Annotated in this window: 24 protein-coding genes; all 24 read left to right on the top strand. The window is 39.3% G+C overall.

The window, feature by feature from the left end; translation table 11 throughout:
* Positions 1-77: 77 nt before the first annotated feature.
* The 24 genes from rpmH (at position 78) to H5120_RS19135 (ending at position 22,882) form a co-directional block, all read left to right on the top strand.
* Positions 78-212, top strand: a complete 135-nt coding sequence (gene rpmH / locus H5120_RS19245; RefSeq protein ID WP_004335215.1) for a 50S ribosomal protein L34 — start codon at positions 78-80, stop codon at positions 210-212.
* Between the two features lie 7 nt (positions 213-219).
* On the top strand, positions 220-642 hold the full coding sequence (rnpA, locus tag H5120_RS19240) for a ribonuclease P protein component (RefSeq protein WP_004335217.1): 423 nt from the start codon (positions 220-222) through the stop codon (positions 640-642).
* A gap of 129 nt (positions 643-771) precedes the next feature.
* Positions 772-1,047 carry a membrane protein insertion efficiency factor YidD gene (gene yidD / locus H5120_RS19235; RefSeq protein WP_004335219.1) on the top strand — a complete coding sequence of 92 codons (276 nt, stop codon included), beginning with the start codon at positions 772-774 and terminating at the stop codon, positions 1,045-1,047.
* A gap of 8 nt (positions 1,048-1,055) precedes the next feature.
* On the top strand, positions 1,056-2,693 hold the full coding sequence (yidC, locus tag H5120_RS19230; RefSeq protein WP_024597181.1) for a membrane protein insertase YidC: 1,638 nt from the start codon (positions 1,056-1,058) through the stop codon (positions 2,691-2,693).
* Between the two features lie 395 nt (positions 2,694-3,088).
* On the top strand, positions 3,089-4,453 hold the full coding sequence (gene mnmE / locus H5120_RS19225; RefSeq protein ID WP_007584209.1) for a tRNA uridine-5-carboxymethylaminomethyl(34) synthesis GTPase MnmE: 1,365 nt from the start codon (positions 3,089-3,091) through the stop codon (positions 4,451-4,453).
* A gap of 1,062 nt (positions 4,454-5,515) precedes the next feature.
* Positions 5,516-5,965 (top strand): FMN-binding protein MioC, encoded by a 450-nt coding sequence (gene mioC / locus H5120_RS19220; protein WP_182675791.1) that lies wholly within the window; start codon positions 5,516-5,518, stop codon positions 5,963-5,965.
* Positions 5,966-6,393: 428 nt separating this feature from the next.
* Positions 6,394-8,283: a tRNA uridine-5-carboxymethylaminomethyl(34) synthesis enzyme MnmG gene (gene mnmG, locus H5120_RS19215; RefSeq protein ID WP_004335230.1), complete on the top strand. Its 1,890-nt coding sequence runs from the start codon at positions 6,394-6,396 to the stop codon at positions 8,281-8,283.
* Positions 8,284-8,298: 15 nt separating this feature from the next.
* A complete protein-coding gene (gene rsmG / locus H5120_RS19210; RefSeq protein ID WP_182675790.1) occupies positions 8,299-8,919 on the top strand; it encodes a 16S rRNA (guanine(527)-N(7))-methyltransferase RsmG in 621 nt (206 codons plus the stop codon).
* Positions 8,920-8,933: 14 nt separating this feature from the next.
* Positions 8,934-9,719 carry a ParA family protein gene (locus H5120_RS19205; protein ID WP_004335235.1) on the top strand — a complete coding sequence of 262 codons (786 nt, stop codon included), beginning with the start codon at positions 8,934-8,936 and terminating at the stop codon, positions 9,717-9,719.
* A 20-nt stretch (positions 9,720-9,739) separates the two neighbouring features.
* On the top strand, positions 9,740-10,666 hold the full coding sequence (locus tag H5120_RS19200; protein ID WP_149594801.1) for a ParB/RepB/Spo0J family partition protein: 927 nt from the start codon (positions 9,740-9,742) through the stop codon (positions 10,664-10,666).
* 142 nt (positions 10,667-10,808) lie between these two features.
* Positions 10,809-11,189, top strand: coding sequence for an ATP synthase subunit I (locus tag H5120_RS19195; RefSeq protein ID WP_004335240.1), 381 nt, complete (start codon positions 10,809-10,811; stop codon positions 11,187-11,189).
* A gap of 14 nt (positions 11,190-11,203) precedes the next feature.
* Positions 11,204-12,061, top strand: a complete 858-nt coding sequence (atpB, locus tag H5120_RS19190; protein ID WP_024597178.1) for a F0F1 ATP synthase subunit A — start codon at positions 11,204-11,206, stop codon at positions 12,059-12,061.
* Positions 12,062-12,121: 60 nt separating this feature from the next.
* Positions 12,122-12,364 carry a F0F1 ATP synthase subunit C gene (atpE, locus tag H5120_RS19185; RefSeq protein ID WP_008112128.1) on the top strand — a complete coding sequence of 81 codons (243 nt, stop codon included), beginning with the start codon at positions 12,122-12,124 and terminating at the stop codon, positions 12,362-12,364.
* A gap of 41 nt (positions 12,365-12,405) precedes the next feature.
* Positions 12,406-12,876 (top strand): F0F1 ATP synthase subunit B, encoded by a 471-nt coding sequence (gene atpF / locus H5120_RS19180; protein WP_004335264.1) that lies wholly within the window; start codon positions 12,406-12,408, stop codon positions 12,874-12,876.
* A 16-nt stretch (positions 12,877-12,892) separates the two neighbouring features.
* A complete protein-coding gene (atpH, locus tag H5120_RS19175) occupies positions 12,893-13,426 on the top strand; it encodes a F0F1 ATP synthase subunit delta (protein ID WP_004335267.1) in 534 nt (177 codons plus the stop codon).
* 14 nt (positions 13,427-13,440) lie between these two features.
* The gene (gene atpA, locus H5120_RS19170; protein WP_024597177.1) at positions 13,441-14,982 is read left to right on the top strand and encodes a F0F1 ATP synthase subunit alpha; all 1,542 of its coding nucleotides are present in this window, start codon (positions 13,441-13,443) and stop codon (positions 14,980-14,982) included.
* 60 nt (positions 14,983-15,042) lie between these two features.
* Positions 15,043-15,903 carry a F0F1 ATP synthase subunit gamma gene (gene atpG, locus H5120_RS19165; protein ID WP_024597176.1) on the top strand — a complete coding sequence of 287 codons (861 nt, stop codon included), beginning with the start codon at positions 15,043-15,045 and terminating at the stop codon, positions 15,901-15,903.
* Positions 15,904-15,936: 33 nt separating this feature from the next.
* Positions 15,937-17,322: a F0F1 ATP synthase subunit beta gene (gene atpD, locus H5120_RS19160; RefSeq protein ID WP_004335274.1), complete on the top strand. Its 1,386-nt coding sequence runs from the start codon at positions 15,937-15,939 to the stop codon at positions 17,320-17,322.
* Positions 17,323-17,335: 13 nt separating this feature from the next.
* Positions 17,336-17,758 (top strand): F0F1 ATP synthase subunit epsilon, encoded by a 423-nt coding sequence (locus tag H5120_RS19155; protein ID WP_004335277.1) that lies wholly within the window; start codon positions 17,336-17,338, stop codon positions 17,756-17,758.
* Positions 17,759-18,062: 304 nt separating this feature from the next.
* Positions 18,063-19,421: a bifunctional UDP-N-acetylglucosamine diphosphorylase/glucosamine-1-phosphate N-acetyltransferase GlmU gene (glmU, locus tag H5120_RS19150; RefSeq protein WP_182675789.1), complete on the top strand. Its 1,359-nt coding sequence runs from the start codon at positions 18,063-18,065 to the stop codon at positions 19,419-19,421.
* Between the two features lie 247 nt (positions 19,422-19,668).
* Positions 19,669-20,331: a hypothetical protein gene (locus tag H5120_RS19145; RefSeq protein ID WP_259397856.1), complete on the top strand. Its 663-nt coding sequence runs from the start codon at positions 19,669-19,671 to the stop codon at positions 20,329-20,331.
* Entirely contained in the window at positions 20,328-20,600 is a 273-nt protein-coding gene (locus tag H5120_RS20150; protein ID WP_220487138.1) for a hypothetical protein, read from the top strand. Before H5120_RS19145 ends, H5120_RS20150 begins: the two co-directional genes overlap by 4 nt.
* On the top strand, positions 20,585-20,932 hold the full coding sequence (locus H5120_RS20145) for a hypothetical protein (protein WP_220487137.1): 348 nt from the start codon (positions 20,585-20,587) through the stop codon (positions 20,930-20,932). The genes H5120_RS20150 and H5120_RS20145 overlap by 16 nt, the downstream gene beginning before the upstream one ends.
* Before the next feature lie 156 nt (positions 20,933-21,088).
* Positions 21,089-22,882, top strand: coding sequence for a choice-of-anchor I family protein (locus tag H5120_RS19135; protein ID WP_182675788.1), 1,794 nt, complete (start codon positions 21,089-21,091; stop codon positions 22,880-22,882).
* Positions 22,883-23,325 lie beyond the last annotated feature (443 nt).

Genomic DNA, 23,325 nt, shown 5'->3' with positions numbered 1-23,325 from the left:
GCGCTCGCAATGGCACCTATGCCAGGATCGCGACCTGTATAGGATGTTTTAACTTTAACCGATCGGATGAGATTGTTATGAAAAGAACTTTTCAACCTAGCGTTTTAAAACGCAAACGTGCACACGGCTTCCGTGCTCGCATGGCAACTGTAAATGGCCGTAAAGTATTAGCACGTCGCCGCGCTAAAGGCCGCAAAGTTCTTTCTGCTTAATTTATAAGTGGAAGACTTTAGCTTTGGCAGGGAGTTACGTCTGTTAACTCCCTCGCATTACTCTCGCATATTTAATGAACCCGCTCGGGCTGCAACTCCTTTCTTTACTCTATTAGCTAAACCAAATGACCAAGAAAAACCTCGGTTAGGTCTTACTGTTGCTAAAAAACGCGTAAAAAAGGCATGCCAACGAAACCGTATTAAACGTCTCGCTCGCGAAAGTTTTCGTTTAAATCAACACAGCATCGATAATATTGATATTGTGCTTATGGTGAAAAGTGGTATAGATGAACAGTCTAATGAAGAATTAACCAAACAACTTACTAAATTATGGCGAAAAATTAACGAACGCTGTAAACCAGGTGCACCTAAACCGCCACCTTTTAAGAAACGCCCAAACAAATCAGCTAAATCTAATAAACAAACCTAATTGCAATAGAATTGCAGGGTTAATTAATGTATCTTTAGCTCACCTTTTAATCATGCATTTAAAATTTCTAATTGAGTCTTTAAATACATGATATCTATCTCACTAAACTTAAGTAGGGGCATAAACATCATGAGGTTAATTAAACCACTTGTTGCTTTTCCTAAGATTTGTTTAGTGTTATTTATCCGCGGTTATCAAAAGTGGATTAGCCCGCTGTTAGGTCCGCATTGTCGTTTTAATCCAAGCTGCTCACATTATGCAATTCAAGCAATTAATTTGCATGGATTTATAAAAGGTAGTTGGTTAGCTTTAAAACGCATATTAAAATGCCATCCTTTACATTCAGGTGGAGACGACCCCGTACCTGAAAAATTAACCCATATTAACCACCAACACGAGAAATAAGAGCTGTTATGGAATCGCAACGCACGTTTTTATTAATTGGCCTAATGCTAGTGTCGTTTTTATTGTTCCAAGAATGGGATAATGATTACAACAAGCCTAAAGCCGATCCAAGTGCCACAACACAAACACTACAAGCAAATTCACCAGAGTCGGATGATTATATTCCTTCATCGTCAGATTCAGGTTTACCCGCTTCAGCAACTTTAGCTAAACGTTCAGTTATTGAAATCACAACTGACGTTTTTAAAGTTAAAATTGACACCAAAGGCGGTGACATTGTTGAAACAGACCTTCTTCAATACGAAGAAACTAAAGGAAGTGAAACACCTTATATGCTTCTTGGTCAGCTTGATAGTGGCAAACAATACTTTTCACAAAGTGGCTTAATTGGCTTAAATGGCCCTGACGCGTCAGCTAACGGTCGCCCTACTTATAGTACCGAACAAAAATCATATACCTTAACGGGTGATGAGCTTCGCGTTCCACTTCAGTTTACTGATAGTAATGGTGTTAGTTTTACTAAAACGTATGTATTCAAAAAAGGTCAGTATGACGTAGGCTTAGAATACAAAATCAACAACACTACCAGCGCACCTCTTCAAGTACAGCTATACACGCAAATTAAGCGTACCGTACAAGAAAAAGGTAGCATGGTTGATCAAAACTATTTAGGTGCTGCATACGGTACTGACGAAGAACCATATGAAAAGTATAGTTTTTCAGATATGGCTGATAAAAACCTAAACAAAAACACGCAAGGTGGTTATGTTGCATTTATACAACATTACTTTGTAAGTGCTTGGGTTCCAATGCAGGATCAAACAAATACAATTTATAGCTTAATTACAAAAAGTAATGCCGCTATTATTGGTGCTAAAGATCCCGCTGTAAATATTCAAGCTGGTAGTGAGCAAACACTAACTGCTACTTATTATATGGGTCCGAAAGAGTCAGATATTCTTGAAGCGATTCACCCAGACTTAGACTTAACTGTAGATTACGGTTGGTTATGGTTTATTTCGCAACCTTTATTCGTATTGCTAAAATGGCTACATAGCATTTTAGGTAACTGGGGTGTAGCAATTATTGCCATCACTATTATCGTTAAATCGTTAATGTACCCACTTACTAAAGCGCAATACACTTCAATGGCAAAAATGCGTGCGCTACAGCCTAAAATGGCAGCTCTTAAAGAAAAGTTTGGTGACGACCGTCAAAAGTTCGGCCAAGCAACTATGGAAATGTACAAAAAAGAAAAAGTTAACCCAATGGGTGGCTGTTTCCCTATTTTACTACAAATGCCAATTTTCTTAGCCTTGTTCTACGTATTCTTAGAATCTACTGAACTTCGCCATGCTGAATTTATTTTTTGGTTAACTGACCTTTCTGCACAAGACCCGTACTACGTATTACCAATCTTATTTGGTGCGAGTATGTTTGTGACGCAAAAACTACAGCCTATGACGGTAACTGATCCAATGCAGCAAAAAATGATGACCTTTATGCCGGTTATCTTCTCTGTATTCTTCTTATGGTTCCCATCGGGTTTAGTTCTTTACTGGTTAGTGTCTAACCTTATTTCTATTGTCCAGATGTTAATCATCTACCGTGGCATGGAAAAGAAAGGAATTAAAGTAAGAGGCTAGCGCCTATACCCAAGCCACATCAAGATGCAAAATTCAGCGTTTCACAGGGGCTTAAGATCAAGGCGTTACTTTGCAAGAATGGCAGTCCCTTTTAAAAAGTAACAACGATGAAATTAAGTACCTGTGAAACGCCCAAAGGGTTGGTTTAAAAGCTATTTATACTGCGTTATTGATTTTAACAATAGAACCACTATTATTCTCAATCAATGCCTTGCCTAAATAGCTTTTAACTCCAACTGAAACTCGCATCTTGAGATGGCTTGGGTATATTACTTATATAAAGGCGACTTCGGTCGCCTTTTTTATTGCCTGTTTTTCACCAGAGTATTCGCGAGTGTTTATTTCATAGGTTACAATACCGCCATAAAGTTACTCATCGTTGGCAAATTAATAGCATGATCAATCAAGATACAATTGCAGCACAAGCAACTGCCCCCGGACGTGGTGGTGTTGGTATTATTCGCGTTTCAGGCAGCCTTGCTAAAAGTGTCGCCGAAAAAGTAGTAGGTAAAATTCCTAAAGTTCGCTACGCCGATTACGTGCCATTTAAAAGCCTAGCTGGCGAGCAACTTGACCAAGGTATTGCCATTTACTTTGCAGGTCCTAACTCATTTACTGGTGAAGACGTACTTGAATTACAAGGCCACGGCGGTCCTGTAGTACTTGATATGCTACTTAAAGAAATTAGTAAAATAGAGGGCGTTCGTTTAGCAAAGCCTGGTGAGTTTTCTGAGCGCGCATTTATGAATGACAAGCTTGATTTAACACAAGCAGAGGCCATCGCCGACTTAATTAATGCTACAAGCGAACAAGCTGCCAAAAGCGCCCTACAGTCTCTCCAAGGTGAATTTTCTAAACACATAGAAACGCTTGTAGAAAAAGTAATTCACTTACGTATGTATGTAGAAGCGGCAATAGATTTTCCTGATGAAGAAATTGATTTTTTATCAGACGGTAAAGTATCAGGCGACTTAGACGCCATTATTACCCAGCTTAATACCGTAACCAACCAAGCAAAACAAGGTAGCATCATGCGCGAAGGTATGCGTGTTGTTATTGCTGGGCGCCCAAATGCCGGTAAATCAAGCCTACTAAACGCCCTAGCCGGTCGTGAAGCTGCAATCGTAACAGAAATAGCCGGTACCACTCGCGACGTACTACGAGAGCATATACATATAGATGGTATGCCATTGCATATTATAGATACCGCAGGCCTACGAGAGAGCCCAGATAGAGTAGAACAAATAGGTATTGAACGGGCGTGGGATGAAATAAACCAAGCCGATCGCGTTTTATTTATGCTTGATGGCACTGACACTATAGATACTGACCCGCATAAAATTTGGCCTGAATTTATGGCCAAATTACCAGAAGGTATGGGGGTTACGGTCATCAGAAATAAAGCTGATTTATCGGGTGATATAGTCGGAATGGAGCAAGAGCAACAATACCCGGTCATCAGCTTAAGTGCTAAAAATGCTGACGGTATTGAGCTTGTTCGCGAGCATTTAAAAGCCTGTATAGGCTTTCAAGGCGCAACAGAGGGTGGCTTTATGGCGCGCCGTCGTCATTTGGATGCGCTAGAGAGTGCTGCGTATCATTTAGAAACAGGTAAAACACAATTAGAAATGCACATTGCTGGTGAAATATTGGCTGAAGAACTACGTTTAACACAGCAGTATTTAAACGAAATAACCGGTGAATTTACCTCAGACGACTTACTTGGCAAGATATTTAGCTCATTTTGTATTGGTAAATAAGCACCTTATTACAGATATATGTTTATTATAAGAGTACTTCGGTGCTCTTTTTTTATGTAAAATATTCACTATAAAATATGTATTTGTACCGTCAATCCCAGTCAGTTCTGCCAATAAAATCATACCCAAAGCGATAATTATTACCAGCCAGATTATGTAGACTAGATTGTAGAAAGAGCCTTTAAGTAAGGTATTAATAGCGCAAGTAACACCCATTTTAAGGTCAAAACCGATACATATTTCAAACAAAAATACGTTTTAAAATCGTTATCCTCAACACAAAAGTTAGTTATAAATAGCTTTTTTATAATTACCTAGCTCATAAAAACTAATGTTATTTGCTCAATTTAAGAGCTAAAACGTGACGATAAACACTCTAAAAAACCAACTTTATACAACATATGGACAGACGATCACTGCGGCTTTTTAATAAAAATGACTCGATATTTGAGTGCATCAAACTTTTGATCTACTAATCCACCAGCAAAATACATAAAAAAAGCAACTATAAATACGCATTAAATTAAATATATTGAGATCACTTATCCACAAAACCTAATTTTCAGCTCAAATAAATAGTAAATTGAGCTACCACACAGAGAAAAACCTAATGTTTTATTAAAAATTATCTGTTTATAAGCTTATTTTTAATTAATTTCGTTAGATCAGGCCAATTAGATCATTTAATAAAATTATTTTCGATCTAAATTTAAGGTTATCAACAACCTTTATATCCACATTATGATCACCTTGTGCTTTTTATGCCTAGATTTACAATTAAGTCTCTCACTAAATGGTAATATCAATAACTTAGCGATTATTAAACAACCTAAAAGGTGTGTTTAAACAGAGCTTTCCCCACTGTTATCAACAACTTGATCAGAAGATTACATTTAAAGATATTTTGTTAAGCCTTATAATATCAATAAGTTAAGGAGGCGCTTTAAAATAAGAGTAAAATTAGCACAAAAATAGTTATACAAAAAAGCACTCTTAACTTTACTGTTACTCACACTCAGTTATCATAGGCAGCAATTAAAACCAATGTGATCACTAATATTCATGAGTTCAGTAAATCTTATTGTTGGCAGCCAAATGGGATCAGCCGAGTATGTTGCAGAGCAACTAAGCGACGCGCTTAATAACCTTGGTATTACTACACAACTACATGATCAACCTGAATTTAGCGATATTGCTCAGCAAAATACCATTTGGTTAATTTGCACATCTACTTATGGCGCAGGTGATTATCCTGAAAACTTTATTAGCTTTGTTGAAGATGTGACTCAAGCTAATGATTTATCAGAATTAAAATACTCAGTAATCGCTTTAGGTGATACCAGTTATGACACTTATAACCAAGCTGGACGTAATATAGATGCCTTATTATCTCAAAAAGGCGCTATAAAAGTAGCAGAACGCTTAGAGCTTAATATTCTCGATGAAGCACTACCAGAAGACACAGCATTAGCATGGTTAGACTCTTGGATAACCAAAACAGGCTTAAAATAGATAGATCAAGTAAAAAGTTATATATAAAGTTACCCACAATTTACTAATAATTTAATAGATTTTGTGGATAAAGATTGAATAAACTGCTTTTTAAAGCATGCTTATCCATGGGATAAGATCCAACTGATTCAGCCCTGTGCATAAGGTGCCTTTTTGATCAGAGCTTATTTGCTGGATGATCCGATCATATTAACACCTTTAGATCTGATCTAATTTCATGTTTTAAATGAAGATCTAAACCTTATCAACAGAAAAGCTGATCAGTAGTAGTAATAGTAATAAAAGATCTCTTTAAAAGATCCTTTATATTATTAGAGATCACATACTTAGATCTTGCTCTTTGTTTAATCATTTATCTTCTGCCAATTTCTAGGTAGAATACGCTCCCTTTTGAAGTTTACCGGTTTGATTTAAGTAGGATCCCATTAATGATTTTTCACGAAAATTTTGACGTTATCGTAGTAGGTGGTGGACATGCTGGCACTGAAGCCGCATTAGCAGCTGCCCGTATGGGGATGAATACCCTGCTACTGACTCACAATATGGATACCCTTGGTCAAATGTCTTGTAACCCAGCGATTGGTGGGATTGGCAAAGGTCATTTGGTAAAAGAAATTGATGCGCTTGGCGGTGCAATGGCACAGGCCATTGACAAAGGCGGGATCCAATTTCGCACACTAAACTCTTCAAAAGGACCTGCAGTTCGTGCAACTCGAGCACAAGCAGATCGCGCTTTGTACAAAGCAGCTATTCAAACAACATTACAAAATCAAGATAACCTTAAGATTTTTCAACAATCATGTGATGATCTTATTGTTGAAAACGATCGTGTTACTGGCGTAGTAACTCAAATGGGTTTACGTTTTAGTGCTCCAAGTGTTGTTTTAACCGTGGGTACCTTTTTAGGCGGCCAAATACACATTGGTTTAGAAAATTACAAAGGCGGTCGTGCTGGTGATCCACCATCAATTGCATTGGCTGAACGTTTACGCGAACACCCTTTTAGAGTGGATCGCTTAAAAACAGGTACTCCGCCACGTATTGATGCACGTACTGTTGATTTTACAAAAATGGAAGCACAGCCTGGTGATATGCCAACACCTGTATTTTCATTTATGGGTAAACAATCAGATCACCCACAACAAATACCGTGTTACATCACTTACACCAACGAAAAAACACATGATGTTATTCGTAAAAACCTACATCGCTCACCTATGTACTCAGGTGTTATTGAAGGTATTGGTCCACGTTACTGCCCATCAATTGAAGATAAAATTGTACGTTTTGCAGATAAAGATAAGCACCAAATATTTGTTGAACCTGAAGGCTTAACATCATACGAATTATATCCAAATGGTATTTCTACTAGTTTACCGTTTGATGTACAACTTGAGATTGTGCAATCTATTTCTGGTTTTGAAAATGCACATATTTGTCGACCAGGTTATGCAATAGAATATGACTACTTTGATCCACGCGATTTAAAACAGTCTTTAGAAACAAAATTTATCGAAGGCTTATTTTTCGCGGGTCAAATAAACGGCACTACCGGTTATGAAGAAGCGGGTGCACAAGGCTTAATTGCAGGTATGAATGCTGCGTTAAAAGTGCAAGGTAAAGATTCTTGGACACCACGTCGCGATGAAGCTTACGTCGGTGTATTAATTGACGACTTAGCAACACTGGGTACGAAAGAACCGTACCGCATGTTTACTAGCCGTGCCGAATACCGTTTACTACTTCGTGAAGATAATGCAGATATTCGCTTAACTGAAAAAGGTCGTGAGCTGGGTTTAGTTAATGACGAACGTTGGCAGGCATTTAACGAAAAAATGGAAGTAATCGAAAAAGAAAAACAACGCATTAAAGATACGTGGATTCATAAAGATCACGTCGTTGTTGATCAAGTAAATGCATTACTAAAAACACCATTAACTCGTGAAGCAAGTTTAGAAGAATTACTTCGTCGTCCAGAGATTCGTTATAACGATCTTATGGCTATTGACGGTTTAGGATCTGAATTTACAAACGTAGCAGCACTTGAACAAGTTGAGATCCATACTAAGTACGCAGGCTATATTGCGCGTCAACAAGATGAGATCAATAAGCAGCTTCGTCATGAGCAAACAATTTTACCAAAAGAGTTTGATTACAAAACTGTATCAGGTTTATCAAATGAGGTTGTTGCTAAGCTTATTGAGTCACGTCCAGACACTATTGGCCAAGCATCGCGTATTTCTGGTATCACCCCAGCGGCGATTTCGCTATTATTAGTGTATCTGAAGAAGCAAGGCTTATTACGCAAATCTGCGTAACGATAAGGGTACATAGTGTTACAGCAACAATTAACTACATTGTTAGCGCAAACTGATATTGCGCTAACACAAAAACAACAGCAACAGCTAGTTCGTTACGTCGAGTTATTAGATAAGTGGAATAAAGCTTATAATTTAACTTCGGTACGCTTACCTGAAGAAATGATGATTAAGCATATTATGGATAGTTTAGTTGTTGCACCTCACTTACCCGGTCATCATTATATTGATGTTGGCACAGGGCCTGGCCTTCCGGGCATTGTATTAGCGATTGCATTACCTAAAACACAATTTGTGTTATTAGATAGTCTAGGTAAACGCGTTCGCTTTTTAATGCATGTTAAACATGAGCTTGGCCTTGATAACGTAACACCTGTTCAGTCAAGAGTTGAAGAATATCAGCCAAGTGTTAAATTAGATGGCGTACTCAGTCGTGCATTTGCTTCATTACAAGATATGGTTGACTGGTGTTCGCACTTAATTGATCATTCGGGTAAATTTATAGCGCTTAAAGGTGTGTTCCCTAGTGAAGAGCTAGAGTCATTACCTACTGGCGTTAAGTTTGAGCAAAAAATTGCATTAGAAGTACCTAAGTTAGATGCACAACGACATTTAATTATTCTTTCTAAAGACTAGGGATCAGAGACACCGTGGCAAAAGTCATCGCATTAGCAAATCAAAAAGGTGGAGTGGGTAAAACTACAACCGCTGTTAACCTCGCTGCGTCTATGGCTGCAACGAAACGTAAAGTGCTGTTAATTGATCTCGATCCGCAAGGCAATGCGACTATGGGAAGTGGCGTAGATAAGTACGGCGACGTACCAACTATTTACGACTTACTAATTGAAGATAAACCTATAGAAGACGTTATTATCAAAGAAACGTCTGGCGAATACCATATGATTGCTGCAAACGGTGATGTAACCGCTGCAGAAGTTAAACTTATGGAATTATTTGCCCGTGAAGTGCGTTTACGTAACGCACTTGAAAAAATTCAGGATCAGTACGAATTTATTTTTATCGACTGTCCACCCTCTTTAAATATGTTAACTGTTAACGCAATGGCCGCAGCTGATTCTATTTTAGTGCCAATGCAGTGTGAGTATTATGCACTTGAAGGGTTAACCGCATTAATGGATACGATTACGCAGCTTGCTAAGTTAGTAAACCCTAGCTTACAAATTGAAGGCATACTTCGTACTATGTATGATCCGCGTAACCGTTTAGCGAATGACGTATCAGAACAATTAAAACAACATTTTGGCGACAAAGTATACCGTACGGTGATCCCGCGTAATGTTCGTTTAGCAGAGGCACCTAGTTTTGGTACACCTGCTATGTATTATGACCGGGCATCAAGTGGCGCTAAAGCATATTTAGCACTCGCTGGTGAAATGTTACGTAGAAAAGAAAAAACAGCGTCCGTTGTCGCCTAACTTTGAGGTAAAAAAATAACATGTCTGCTAAAAAACGAGGTTTAGGCCGAGGACTCGATGCACTTTTAAGTTCGTCAAAGCCTGCACCAAGCGTAAGCAAGGAACAAGACACATCAAACGTGACTGAAGCTGTAAAAAATGCGGCTGAGCCAACTAACAGTGAATTACAAAAACTCCCAATCGAGTTTTTACACTCTGGTAAATATCAACCTCGTAAAGACATGTCCGAAGAGGCACTAGAAGAGCTTGCTAGTTCTATTCGCTCACAAGGTATTATTCAACCTATAGTCGTGCGCCCTATTGCACAAAATAGTTTTGAAATTATCGCTGGTGAGCGTCGTTGGCGTGCAGCGCAAATAGCTAAGCTTGAAACAGTACCTTGTATTATAAAAGACGTACCAGATGAAGCTGCAGTTGCTATTGCGCTAATAGAAAATATTCAGCGTGAAGACTTAAATGCCATGGAAGAAGCGGTTGCGTTAAATCGCTTACTTAATGAGTTTGAACTAACACATCAACAAGTAGCAGATGCAGTTGGTAAATCACGTACTACAGTAACTAACTTACTTCGTTTAAATAATTTAAACAGTGATGTAAAAATTCTGTTAGAACATGGCGACATTGAAATGGGGCACGCTCGTTGTTTATTAGCCCTTGAGGGAGAAGCACAATCAGATGCTGCTCGTTTAGCTGTCGCTAAAGCACTAACCGTTCGTGAAACCGAGAAGTTAGTTCGTTCAATTTTAGAACCAGTGCCAGCTAAAGAAATAGCTGAAAAAGATCCAGATGTTAAACAGTTAGAGCAACAACTCGCTGAAAACCTAGGTGCCAAAGTAGAAATAAATTACAACAAAAAAGGCAAAGGTAAGCTTGTTATTTCTTATACTAATTTGGACGAACTTGACGGCATTTTAAATCGCATTAATCAAGACAATACCCACCATTAGTTTTCTACATGTCTAAAAAGGGACATTTGTAGCTATTTCGTGTTACAAAGCGTCTACTCAAGTTGCAAAACTGGCAGGATTAAGTATAATTTCGCCAGTTTTCACACCCTAACAATTAGAACGCAATAAAGGTTAACTAAACGTGACTGATAAGTTAGCGAGTCCATATCGACTTGCCGTATTAAAGTTAATTTGCCTTCAGGGTGTTGTAGCATTAGTTGCTGCTGTAATTATTTGTTTTAGTTCGGGAGTCAATGCCGCGCTTTCATCACTCGCTGGTGGAGTTGTCGCAGTACTTCCGCACTTTGTATTTGGTCTTTATGCATTCAGACATATGGGTGCAAGTCGAGCAAATCAAGCGTATGCCTCGTTGAAACGCGGCAACGGATTAAAATTTATGCTAACAATTGTATTGTTTGCGCTAGTACTGAAGCATTTTCCGGTAATTTTATTACCCTTTTTTAGTACTTATATACTGGCGCTCTTTACTGGATTGTTCGCACCCGTTTTTTTTAAACATTAACTTTGGGATATAACATGGCAGCAGAAGAAGTTACTCTATCTGGCCATATCCAGCACCATTTGACCAATGCTAAGATGTGTTCGACCGATACAGGTCTCGCCTTCAATAAAGCATGTACGGATAGTGGTTTCTGGACATGGCATATAGATACCCTCGCATGGTCTATCGGTTTAGGTCTTATATTTTTATGGATCTTTCGTAGTGCCGCTAAAAAATCAACACTAGGTGTACCTGGAAAATTTCAATGTTTCATTGAAATGGTAGTAGAGTTTGTTGGTGACAACGTACGTGATACTTTCCATGGTAAAAGCAAGCTTATTGCACCATTAGCATTAACAATATTCGTTTGGATATTTTTAATGAACTTAATGGATTTAATACCGGTTGACTTTTTACCTGCATTGGCTGGTTTTGTTGGTGAAACTGCGTTTGGTATGGATTCACACGATGTGTACATGAAAATTGTACCAACGACTGACATTAATATGACTGCAGCGCTAGCGCTGGGTGTATTTATTTTAATGATAGGCTACTCAATTAAAATAAAAGGAATCGGTGGTTTTATTAAAGAACTAACACTTCACCCGTTTAGTTCAAATAATACTGCACTACAAATCCTTTTAATCCCGTTTAACTTATTACTTGAACTGATTGCGCTGGTTTCTAAACCGTTTTCATTAGCGCTACGTCTGTTTGGTAACTTATATGCAGGTGAATTGATTTTCATCTTGATCGGCGCTATCGGATTTATGCAATTACCATTGCATTTTGTTTGGGCTGTATTCCACATCTTAGTAATTGTATTGCAAGCATTCGTATTTATGATGCTAACAATCGTATACCTAAGCATGGCTAGCTCAGATAATCACTAATTTTATATTTACAATTTTACTTTTACTTTTAACTTTACAATTGAAACTTTGGAGAAATAAATGGAAGCTTTAGAATTATTAAACGGCTTAAAATACATCGCAGTAGCTTTACTAATCGGTTTTGGTGCAATCGGCACTGCAATCGGTTTTGGTAACATGGGCGGTAAATTCCTTGAAGCATGTGCGCGTCAACCTGAGCTTGCACCTTCGCTACAAGTTAAGATGTTTATTCTTGCTGGTCTAATCGATGCTGTAGCAATGATTGGTGTTGGTATCGCTATGGTATTGTTGTTCGTACTTTAATTTTATTTTTTGAACAGCTTACTATTTAAGGAGGAGCGGTTGTGAATTTAAACGCCACTCTTATCGGTGAATTGATTGCGTTTACGGTGTTCGTATTATTTTGTATGAAATACGTATGGCCACCACTAAACGGTGCAATTGAAGCTCGCCAGAAAAAAATCGAAGATGGTTTAGCTGCCTCTGATAGAGCCGAAAAAGACTTAGAACTTGCGCAAAAGAAAGCTGCTGAACAGCTTAAAGATGCAAAAGCTCAAGCGGCTGATATCATTGATCAAGCTAAAAAGCGTGCAGTGCTAATTGTTGACGAAGAAACACTTCGTGGTCAGCAAGAGCGTGAAAGTATCATTGCTCAAGGGCACTCTGAAGTTGAGTCTGAACGTAATCGCATAACAGAAGAGCTACGTAAGCAAGTAGCAACTCTGGCAGTGATTGGTGCAGAACGTATTTTAGAGCGTGAAATTAATCAAGCCGCACATAGTGACATCGTTGAAAAACTTGTCGCTGAGCTGTAATTAGGAGGGTATGAGCATGTCTAATTTGACTACTATCGCTCGCCCATACGCTAAAGCGGCTTTTGAACTTGCCGTTGAGAAAGGCACTCTAGAAAGCTGGAATGATATGTTGTTCTTTGCAGGCCACGTAGCCAGCAATGAACAAGCATCATCTGCTTTAGCAGGTATGCCTACAGCTACTGCACAAGCTGAATTATTTATTCAACTTTGTGCTGAGCAGCTCAACGAACAAGGTCAGAACCTAGTTAAGGTGATGGCTGAAAATGGACGTTTGACAGCTCTACCTGACGTTGCTGAGTTATTTGCTGAATTTAAAGCAGAATACGATAAAGAAATCGAAGTAGATGTGATTTCTGCAACTCCTCTTGTTGCTGCGCAACAAGAGTCATTGGTAGCGGCACTTGAAAAACGTTTCGCACGCAAAGTTAAGCTGAATTGTAGTGAAGACGCGTCAGTGGTTGGTGGACTTATTATTAGGTCTGGCGACACTGTAATCGACGGTACTATTCGCGGTAAATTAAGCCGCTTAGCTACAACACTACAATCGTAATTGGGAAAAAGAGCATGCAACTTAATTCCACTGAAATTTCAGATCTGATCAAACAACGTATTGAGAAGTTCGAAGTTGTAAGTGAAGCTCGTAACGAAGGTACTATTGTATCTGTTACTGACGGTATCATCCGCATCCACGGTCTTGCTGACTGTATGCAAGGTGAAATGATTGAGCTTCCTGGCAGCCGTTATGCTATAGCACTAAACCTTGAGCGCGACTCAATTGGTGCAGTAGTAATGGGTCCGTACGCTGACCTTACTGAAGGCGTAAAAGTATATACAACTGGTCGTATTTTAGAAGTTCCTGTTGGTCCTGGTCTACTTGGTCGTGTTGTAAACACACTAGGTGCTCCAATCGATGGTAAAGGCGCTTTAGATAACGACGGGTTTGAACCTGTAGAAAAAATTGCACCAGGTGTAATCGAGCGTAAATCAGTAGATGAGCCAGTTCAAACTGGTTATAAATCTATCGATGCGATGATTCCAGTTGGTCGTGGTCAACGTGAACTTATCATCGGTGACCGTCAAACAGGTAAAACTGCACTAGCAATCGATGCAATCATCAATCAAAAAGACACAGGCGTTAAGTGTGTGTACGTTGCGATTGGTCAAAAAGCATCTACTATTGCAAACGTAGTTCGTAAATTAGAAGAGCATGGTGCATTAGCAAATACTATCGTAGTTGTTGCATCTGCTTCTGAATCTGCGGCACTTCAGTACTTAGCACCGTTCGCGGGCTGTACTATGGGTGAATACTTCCGTGACCGTGGTGAAAACGCATTAATCGTATATGATGATTTGTCTAAGCAAGCAGTTGCTTACCGTCAAATTTCATTACTACTTAAGCGTCCACCAGGCCGTGAAGCATACCCAGGTGACGTATTCTACCTTCACTCTCGTCTTTTAGAGCGTGCATCGCGTGTAAACGCAGATTACGTTGAAAAGTTCACTAATGGTGAAGTGAAAGGTAAAACTGGTTCATTGACGGCATTGCCAATCATTGAAACTCAAGGCGGCGACGTTTCTGCGTTCGTACCGACTAACGTTATCTCTATCACCGATGGTCAGATCTTCTTAGAAACTGACTTATTCAACTCAGGTATCCGTCCGGCAGTAAATGCTGGTATCTCGGTATCGCGTGTTGGTGGTGCTGCACAAACTAAAATCGTTAAGAAACTAGGTGGCGGTATTCGTCTAGCCCTAGCTCAGTACCGTGAATTAGCTGCGTTCTCGCAGTTCGCGTCTGACCTTGATGATGCTACTCGTGCTCAACTTGAGCATGGTGAGCGTGTAACAGAGCTAATGAAGCAGAAACAGTACGCGCCAATGTCTGTTGCTGAAATGTCTTTGTCGTTATTTGCTGCTGAAAAAGGCTTCCTTCAAGACATCGAAATTTCGAAAATCGGTGACTTTGAAGCAGCTTTACTTTCGTATGCAACTAGCACATACGCAGAGCTTGTGGCTCAAATCAATGAAACTGGTAACTTGAATGCCGAGATCGAAGCGCAGCTTAAAGAACTTCTTACGAAGTTCAAGTCTACGCAAACTTGGTAATTTAGTTATTAATGGTGCGCTTTAGGAAACTAAAGCACACCTTGATTCGGAGAGAGAGTCATGGCCAGCGGAAAAGAGATTAAAAGCAAGATCGGGAGTATTAAAAATACTCAAAAGATCACTAGCGCAATGGAAATGGTTGCTGCGTCTAAAATGAAAAGGGCGCAAGAACGCGTTGCTTCAAGCCGTCCATACGCTAATAAATTACGTGAAGTAATTGGTCGTGTTGCTCAAGCAAATCTTGATTTTACTCACCCGTTCTTAAAAGAACGTGAAGTGAAACGAGTTGGTTATATTGTTATCTCTACAGACCGTGGTCTGTGTGGCGGTTTAAACTCAAACGAGTTTAAGAAAGTTGCACTTGATGTTAAAGCGTGGAAAGAGAAAGGTGTTGATGCTGAATTTGCTACTTTAGGTAGTAAGGCAGCAGGCTTCTTTCAACGTTTTGGTGGTCAACTACTCGCTAAAAAAGCGGGCCTAGGAGATAAACCTTCAGTACAAGACGTTATTGGTCCTGTAAAAATTATGCTTGATGCATTTTCTGAAGGCAAAATAGACCGTTTATTCTTGGTATATAACAAATTCGTTAATACCATGAAGCAAGAGCCAATTATAGATCAGTTACTCCCTTTGCCAAAAGCTGAAGAAGAAGTATCTGCTCACACATGGGATTACTTATACGAGCCAAACCCAGAGGCTATTTTAGAGTCTTTGTTAGTACGCTTTATTGAGTCTCAAGCATACCAAGGTGTGGTAGAAAATGCTGCCTCAGAACAGGCTGCTCGTATGGTTGCAATGAAAGCTGCAACTGATAACGCAGGTGACCTTATGGACGAGCTACAGCTTGTTTATAACAAGGCTCGCCAAGCAGCAATCACACAAGAAATTAGTGAGATTTGTTCTGGCTCAGCAGCAGTTTAATGCTTCAGGTAAAGATTAACGAGAGGAATAGACATGAGTTTAGGTAAGGTCGTCCAAATTATCGGCGCCGTTGTGGATATTGAATTTCCACAAGATAGCGTGCCAGCGGTATACCACGCACTAAGAGTAACAGATGGCGATTTAGCTGGTTTGACTTTAGAAGTTCAACAACAGCTAGGTGGCGGTGTAGTGCGTACTATCGCTATGGGTACTACTGATGGTTTACGTCGTAGTGCTTTAGTTATGAATACAGGTGAATCGATTCAAGTTCCAGTTGGTAAAGCAACACTTGGTCGTATCATGAACGTACTTGGTGAGCCAATCGATGAAGCGGGTCCAATCGGCGAAGAAGACCGTATGTCTATTCACCGTGCAGCGCCTTCATACGAAGAGCAATCAAGTTCAGTTGAGCTTTTAGAAACTGGTATCAAGGTTATCGACCTTGTATGTCCATTTGCTAAAGGTGGTAAAGTTGGTTTATTCGGTGGTGCCGGTGTTGGTAAAACTGTAAACATGATGGAACTTATCCGTAACATCGCAATCGAGCACAGCGGCTACTCAGTATTCGCAGGTGTTGGTGAGCGTACACGTGAGGGTAACGATTTCTACCATGAGATGAACGATTCAAACGTACTTGATAAAGTATCGCTTGTATACGGTCAGATGAACGAGCCTCCAGGTAACCGTTTACGCGTAGCGTTAACAGGCCTTACTATGGCTGAAAAGTTCCGTGATGAAGGTCGCGATGTACTTTTCTTCGTAGATAATATCTACCGTTATACACTTGCTGGTACAGAAGTATCTGCACTTCTTGGTCGTATGCCATCAGCGGTAGGTTACCAGCCTACACTTGCTGAAGAAATGGGTGTGCTTCAAGAGCGTATCGCTTCAACTAAGACTGGTTCAATTACATCAATCCAAGCGGTATACGTACCTGCGGATGATTTAACAGATCCATCTCCAGCAACTACCTTTGCTCACTTAGACGCAACAGTAGTACTTTCACGTGATATCGCATCACTTGGTATCTACCCAGCGGTAGACCCACTTGATTCATCTTCACGTCAACTTGACCCACAAGTAATTGGTCAAGAGCACTACGATACAGCACGTGGCGTTCAAACAGTTCTTCAGCGTTACAAAGAACTTAAAGACATCATTGCAATCCTAGGTATGGACGAGCTTTCTGACGAAGATAAGCAACTTGTATCTCGTGCACGTAAAATCCAACGTTTCCTATCTCAGCCATTCTTCGTGGCAGAGGTGTTTACAGGCGCGTCAGGTAAATACGTATCATTGAAAGATACAATTGCTGGCTTCAAAGGCATTTTAAACGGCGAGTTTGATGAGCTTCCAGAGCAAGCGTTTTACATGGTTGGCTCTATCGAAGAAGCCCAAGAAAAAGCCAAAGGCATGTAACTAGGAGGGTAGTATGACAGCTATGACTGTACATCTTGACGTAGTAAGCGCAGAGCAGAGCTTGTTCTCTGGTCTTGTTGAATCGATTCAAGTATCTGGTAGTGAAGGCGAGCTGGGTGTAAACCTAGGTCATGCTCCACTACTAACTGCCCTTAAACCTGGTATGGTACGTTTAGTTAAGCAATATGGTCACGAAGATGTGTTATATGTTGCTGGCGGTACATTAGAAGTTCAACCAAATCACATCACGATTCTTGCAGATACTGCGGTTCGTGGTGAAGATTTAGATGAAGATTCTGTACAAAAAGCTAAACGTGAAGCTGAAGAACATATGGCGAATTCGTCAGCTGTTGAGTTTGATTATCAACAAGCGGCTACGCGACTGGCAGAAGCAGTTGCTCAGTTACGCGTAATTCAGCAATTACGTCACAAGTAAGCCTATCCGGTTTTGAAAAGCCCACTTTATGTGGGCTTTTTTGTGTCTGTAATTTAAACATGGTGTATCGCTTATTTATAATTGTTAAATAACAGGTCTATCAGACTATTATCTGTGCTTTATCACTTATATCCTTCACCAATCCTCGCTACAATAACGTCATCCAATTAAGTGTGTTTTTCAGTCAAGATTCAGTACGAATAAACTAACCTACTGAGTATCTGCACAAGAAGTGATTTACGTAATCTTCTGATCATACATAATACTTATTTAGCTAAAACAACGGAAAAAGGAAATTGTTTTAATGGCTCTAACAACTGTTATTCTTGCTGCGGGTAAAGGTACTCGTATGCGCTCTGCTCTACCTAAAGTTTTGCACAATGTTGCAGGTAAACCAATGGTACAGCACGTTATTGATAATGCGATGGCATTAGGTGCAACGACTACAAACTTAGTTTACGGACACGGCGGCGAACTATTACAACAGCAACTTGCCGATAACGATGTAAATTGGGTACTTCAAGCAGAGCAACTTGGTACTGGCCACGCAGTCGCGCAAGCCAACTCTCATATTAACGATGAAGACACAGTATTGATTTTATACGGCGATGTACCGCTAACAAAACAATCAACTCTAGAGCGTTTATTAGCTGCAACACCTAAAAATGGTTTAGCGGTATTAACGGTAAATTTGGTAAACCCAAATGGCTATGGTCGCATGCTTCGTGTCGGTGGTAAGTTAGTCGGTATTGTTGAGCAAAAAGATGCAAGCTCAGAGCAGTTACTTATTAACGAAGTAAATACAGGCATTATGGCTGTTAACGGTAAGCTATTAAAAACATGGTTAGGTAACTTATCTAACAATAATGCACAAGGCGAGTACTACTTAACAGATATCGTTGCAATGGCTCACAGTGAAGGCGTAGAGATCACTTCAGCGCAACCAGATCATGCAATGGAAGTTGAAGGCGCAAATAACCGCGTACAACTTGCAGGCTTAGAGCGTGCTTACCAAGCATGGCAAGCAGAAGAGTTAATGTTAAATGGCGCAACACTTGCCGACCCTGCCCGTATAGATGTGCGTGGAAATGTTAAAACAGGCGAAGACGTATTAGTTGATATAAACGTTATCTTTGAAGGTGATGTAACCCTTGGGAACAATGTACAAATTGGCCCTAACTGTGTACTTAAAAACTGTACCATAGGCGATAACGTGGTAATAAAGGCTAATACCTTAATTGAAGATGCAAGCGTAGCTGCTAAATGTACGCTAGGCCCTTATGCTCGCCTTCGCCCTGGCGCTGTTATGGAAGAAGACTCACACATTGGTAACTTTGTTGAGATGAAAAAAACCCGTTTAGGCAAAGGCTCAAAAGCCAACCACTTAAGTTATTTAGGTGATGCTGAAATTGGCGAAAAAGTGAATATTGGCGCTGGTACTATTACCTGCAACTACGATGGTGTTAATAAATCAAAAACTATTATTGGCGATAATGCTTTTATTGGCTCTAATTCATCACTCGTTGCCCCAGTAAATATAGGCGCAACTGCAACAATTGGTGCAGGCTCTGTGATCACCAGTACCGTTGAAGATGACCAATTAGCAATAGCACGCTCTAAACAGCGTAATTTAACGGGTTGGAAACGCCCAGTTAAAAAATAATAAGCAAACACCTTTTTAAAGCGAGTTATATACTCGCTTTTTTATTGTTTATATTTTGGCTGTTATTTAAACGAATGGTTAACGGATTAAAAAATACACTCAAGGAACTCTTATATCAGCATATGCTCGCTGTGCTATTGCCGAAAGGCAACGTCAAAATCAAATTAAAAGTCTTCTATCAGGTAAATGGAAACGAATTAACGATCTATTAAAGACAGGAGGTGGGTTATACCCTTTATTTGATGATATGAAGGCATTAGCCATTATAGCGGCTGCAATGCAGCGCCAAGGTAATGTTTTCGGTAAGTTTAAAATTAAAGTTTATAATGGTTCCCCCGCTATTATAATGTCTTCTTACCCTGGTATCAGAGCTCATTTAACGGGTACTCGTTATTTAGCAAGTAACCCCAAACTTTTTACTATCGGTGTCGGTAAATTAGAAGCTGTAAAAGCCATAAAGGGTGAGTTTGTACTCACTCTAGTAATTTCAGTGACATTTCATGCTACAGACTATCTTTTAAACGATCAAAAAACATGGCATGACTTAGTGGCAGGTGTAGCCGTAGATATGGCTGTAGTTGGAGCTGCTATTGTGACTACTAGTACAATATTAGGTGTCGCATCGGCAGCTGGTTTAGCAACAATAATTGCTGCTACAGTATTAATGCCCTTGTTGGTTGTTGTAATCGTTGGGGTGGCTTTTTCAATTGCATTTTCGGATACCAGTGATTATGTAAAACTACTTTCTGATGAGTTAAGAAATATTGAAAATAAGATACAGAGTGGTGTAATTAAAATTAAGGCTGGAGCGCAAAAAGTTAATAGCGAATATAAAGAAAATCCAAATGAATTTTTACATGAAACCTTTGGAGTTCCTATGTTTAAAAAAACTAGGTCTTATAACTTGTGAAGTTTTTAGAATGGAAAAAAGCAGATAAAAAGTTATCTCTTGCAAATGTGAAAGAATTAGCATCTGTTTTTTTCTTGTTAATTGTTAGTGGAGGGCTGTGCTACAAAATAGCCTTAAACTTTTTTTCCGAAGTGGAAACTATATTTTTAGTTAGTCAGCCTCAATTTTTTATCAAAGAGCAAGCCACCATACTATTATCTTTTTTATTATTACCTTGCCTATTTCTAACGTTTTATCGACTTTACAGCGTTTTTTGGGGTTTGATATAAAGTTAACTTTAACTAATGCATTTAAAAGTGCAATTGTAGGTTTAATTGTTTTATTAATTCTATCAATCCCGACGAATCTTGTCATAGAGTCTAATTTAAAAAGCAAAGGTTACACTTATTGTAGTTGGTATACAGGATCCTCACTTCGAGCGCCTGATGTTTGGCTAAAAAACGATGAGTTATGCTTACAAGATGGCTCTGTCATAATCAATGATATAGCCGATTGGTTCGAGCAAAAAAACCAACAAGGTATTGAGCCTTCTGTTGATGAGCTAAAAGAGTTTATAAAAGAAGCTCGAAAAAAGCGTAATGAGTATATTAATAGGTTTTAGCTACAAGCCTGCTTTCATGGGCAATAAGTACTCCTTAGCTTCAAGCGAGTTATATACTCGCTTTTTTATTGCCGAAAGCTAATCAAAATAAAATTGCCATAATCTTGTCATGCCTGTGTGTTGATATTTAGCAAATACAATACTAAGGAAAATCACATGTTTAAAAAATCAATTATTACGCTGTCACTTATATCTGTTCTTACTGGTTGCTCACTTGATGGTGACGATGGCCAAAACGGCTCTCAAGGATTACAGGGAGAACAAGGCGCAAATGGCATTAATGGGATAAATGGTGTAAATGCTAATTCAGTATTAAATATCAGCCTCGTAGGAAGAGGAGTATTAAATGCACAAAGTCCAGAAGGTGCCGCTGAAATAGTTGCTTACCAAGCATCTAAAAAATGGATTTACGCTATTAACAGTTCAGGCGATGACGCTGTTATTAATATTTTACCCGCCGACACCTTTGATACTGCCGCACTCGTTAAAGATAACGAAGGGGTTATCAGCGCCACAAATTTAACGTCCGTTATTACGTTGTCTTTAAACGAGCATACCCAAGGCGATGCAAACAGCATTGCTATTGATGAAAATAATAATTTACTAGCGGTCGCAATGGCTGCTAAAAGCACGGGTGATGCAGGTCAAATTGCTTTTTACGATATAAGCGGCGACTCACCTGTATTTATTAAAAATGTTACAGTCGGATTTTTACCAGACATGGTGACGTTCACCCATGATGGCGCAAAGGCAGTGGTTGCTAACGAAGGTGAACCAAGTGGCGACTACAGCGTAGATCCTGAAGGTTCTATTAGTATTATCGATATAACAAATAATGTAATAGCCGATACGGCAATAAATATTGATTTTAAAGCCTATAACAACAAACAAACCGAACTAGAAGCACAAGGGGTAGTTTTTGCAAACCCCAATGGTCGTACTATTAACGGTAATCTAATAAATACCACCGTAGCTATGGATTTAGAACCCGAGTACGTTAGCATTTCTAAAGATAACAAATACGCTTATGTATCTATTCAAGAAAACAATGCACTTGCAATAGTTAACCTACAAGACAACAGCCTTGAGCTAAAGGGCCTAGGTTTTAAAGATTGGTCAAGCTTACAACTTGATGCCTCAGATAAAGATGGCGGTGTTAATTTAAAATCATACCCAGGGCTCTATGGTATGTACCAGCCCGATACTATCTCAAGCTTTAGTTGGAAAGGCGCTAACTTTATAGTCACTGCCAACGAAGGTGACGCAAGAGAATACTTTTTTAATACAACGGATGAAGCAGACTGTATAGCAAAGGGCGGACTTGATTACGATAAAGACGATGGCTGCTTAGCTTATATAGATGAAAGCCGCGTTGAAGACTTAACGCTTGCTGCTAATTTTGATTACTTAAATAATGACGATGATGATATTGGTCGCTTAAAAGTAACAACAATAAAAGGCGATACTAATAACGATGGCCAATACGAATCGCTTTATGCTTATGGTGCACGTTCGTTTACCATTTGGGATAGCAATGGGCTGGTGGTTTTTGATTCAAGTGATGATATAGAACGTATAACAGCGTCTGTGCATGGTGAAGGATTTAACAACAATGAAGATGAAAACAAAGGTGATTCACGTTCAGATGATAAAGGCGCAGAGCCTGAAGCGCTGACTATTGGTAAAATTGACGATCGTACATTTGCTTTTATAGGGCTTGAGCGTATGGGTGGGATTATGGTTTATGATATTACCAATCCATATAATGTGCAGTTTGAAGACTACTTCTATAATAGAGGCTTAATTAAAGGTGCGAATATTACAGGCGATTTAGCGCCTGAAGGAATGGTATTCGTTCCAGCAGAGCAAAGTGCGACAGGAAACCCACTCTTAATCGTTGGAAATGAAATATCAGGCTCCATTGCCGTATGGGAAATAGCATCTAAATAAACCTTTAATTTAAAATAAAGCTGTGTGTTGTTTGTTTAACATACAGCTTAGTTTAAACCTTACTAATACATCATCAATAGATACATATATAGTGCGTGTTTTTTAAACTAAAAATATCCTGTAGCCCTTTATTTGTATAGCTTTCATACTAAATTCATTTAATTGTCAAAAAGCTGAAATAAAACATTGACCCCCGCTCGAATCTCCCTATAATGCGACCCCACTGAGACAGGAAACGCCAACGCATAGCGAGGTACGAACTACTCAGAGAGTTAAATAAAACTTCGGTTTTAAATTGTCGAAAGAAAGTTTAAAACAAAGTGTTGACTCGAAAAATAAAGGGTGTATTATTCGCATCCCTTGAGACGCTAAAGCGACTCAAAACGTTCTTTAACAATATAAAGCAATCATCTGTGTGGGCACTCGTACAGATTGAGTTCTAA

This window comes from Pseudoalteromonas sp. SR43-2, from assembly GCF_014163885.1.
GTDB classification, from domain to species: domain Bacteria; phylum Pseudomonadota; class Gammaproteobacteria; order Enterobacterales; family Alteromonadaceae; genus Pseudoalteromonas; species Pseudoalteromonas distincta.
Note: the sequence above shows the minus strand (reverse complement) of the source record. Positions and strands in the feature narration are given on the sequence as shown.

Coding starts and splice junctions, on each gene's coding strand:
- atpG (WP_024597176.1), top strand. CDS start 15,043: ATGGCCAGCGGAAAAGAGATTAAAAGCAAGATCGGGAGTATTAAAAAT.
- H5120_RS19145 (WP_259397856.1), top strand. CDS start 19,669: ATGAAGGCATTAGCCATTATAGCGGCTGCAATGCAGCGCCAAGGTAAT.
- mnmG (WP_004335230.1), top strand. CDS start 6,394: ATGATTTTTCACGAAAATTTTGACGTTATCGTAGTAGGTGGTGGACAT.
- H5120_RS19155 (WP_004335277.1), top strand. CDS start 17,336: ATGACAGCTATGACTGTACATCTTGACGTAGTAAGCGCAGAGCAGAGC.
- glmU (WP_182675789.1), top strand. CDS start 18,063: ATGGCTCTAACAACTGTTATTCTTGCTGCGGGTAAAGGTACTCGTATG.
- atpA (WP_024597177.1), top strand. CDS start 13,441: ATGCAACTTAATTCCACTGAAATTTCAGATCTGATCAAACAACGTATT.
- rpmH (WP_004335215.1), top strand. CDS start 78: ATGAAAAGAACTTTTCAACCTAGCGTTTTAAAACGCAAACGTGCACAC.
- atpD (WP_004335274.1), top strand. CDS start 15,937: ATGAGTTTAGGTAAGGTCGTCCAAATTATCGGCGCCGTTGTGGATATT.
- mioC (WP_182675791.1), top strand. CDS start 5,516: ATGAGTTCAGTAAATCTTATTGTTGGCAGCCAAATGGGATCAGCCGAG.
- H5120_RS19200 (WP_149594801.1), top strand. CDS start 9,740: ATGTCTGCTAAAAAACGAGGTTTAGGCCGAGGACTCGATGCACTTTTA.
- atpH (WP_004335267.1), top strand. CDS start 12,893: ATGTCTAATTTGACTACTATCGCTCGCCCATACGCTAAAGCGGCTTTT.
- yidD (WP_004335219.1), top strand. CDS start 772: ATGAGGTTAATTAAACCACTTGTTGCTTTTCCTAAGATTTGTTTAGTG.
- atpB (WP_024597178.1), top strand. CDS start 11,204: ATGGCAGCAGAAGAAGTTACTCTATCTGGCCATATCCAGCACCATTTG.
- atpE (WP_008112128.1), top strand. CDS start 12,122: ATGGAAGCTTTAGAATTATTAAACGGCTTAAAATACATCGCAGTAGCT.
- yidC (WP_024597181.1), top strand. CDS start 1,056: ATGGAATCGCAACGCACGTTTTTATTAATTGGCCTAATGCTAGTGTCG.
- mnmE (WP_007584209.1), top strand. CDS start 3,089: ATGATCAATCAAGATACAATTGCAGCACAAGCAACTGCCCCCGGACGT.
- H5120_RS19135 (WP_182675788.1), top strand. CDS start 21,089: ATGTTTAAAAAATCAATTATTACGCTGTCACTTATATCTGTTCTTACT.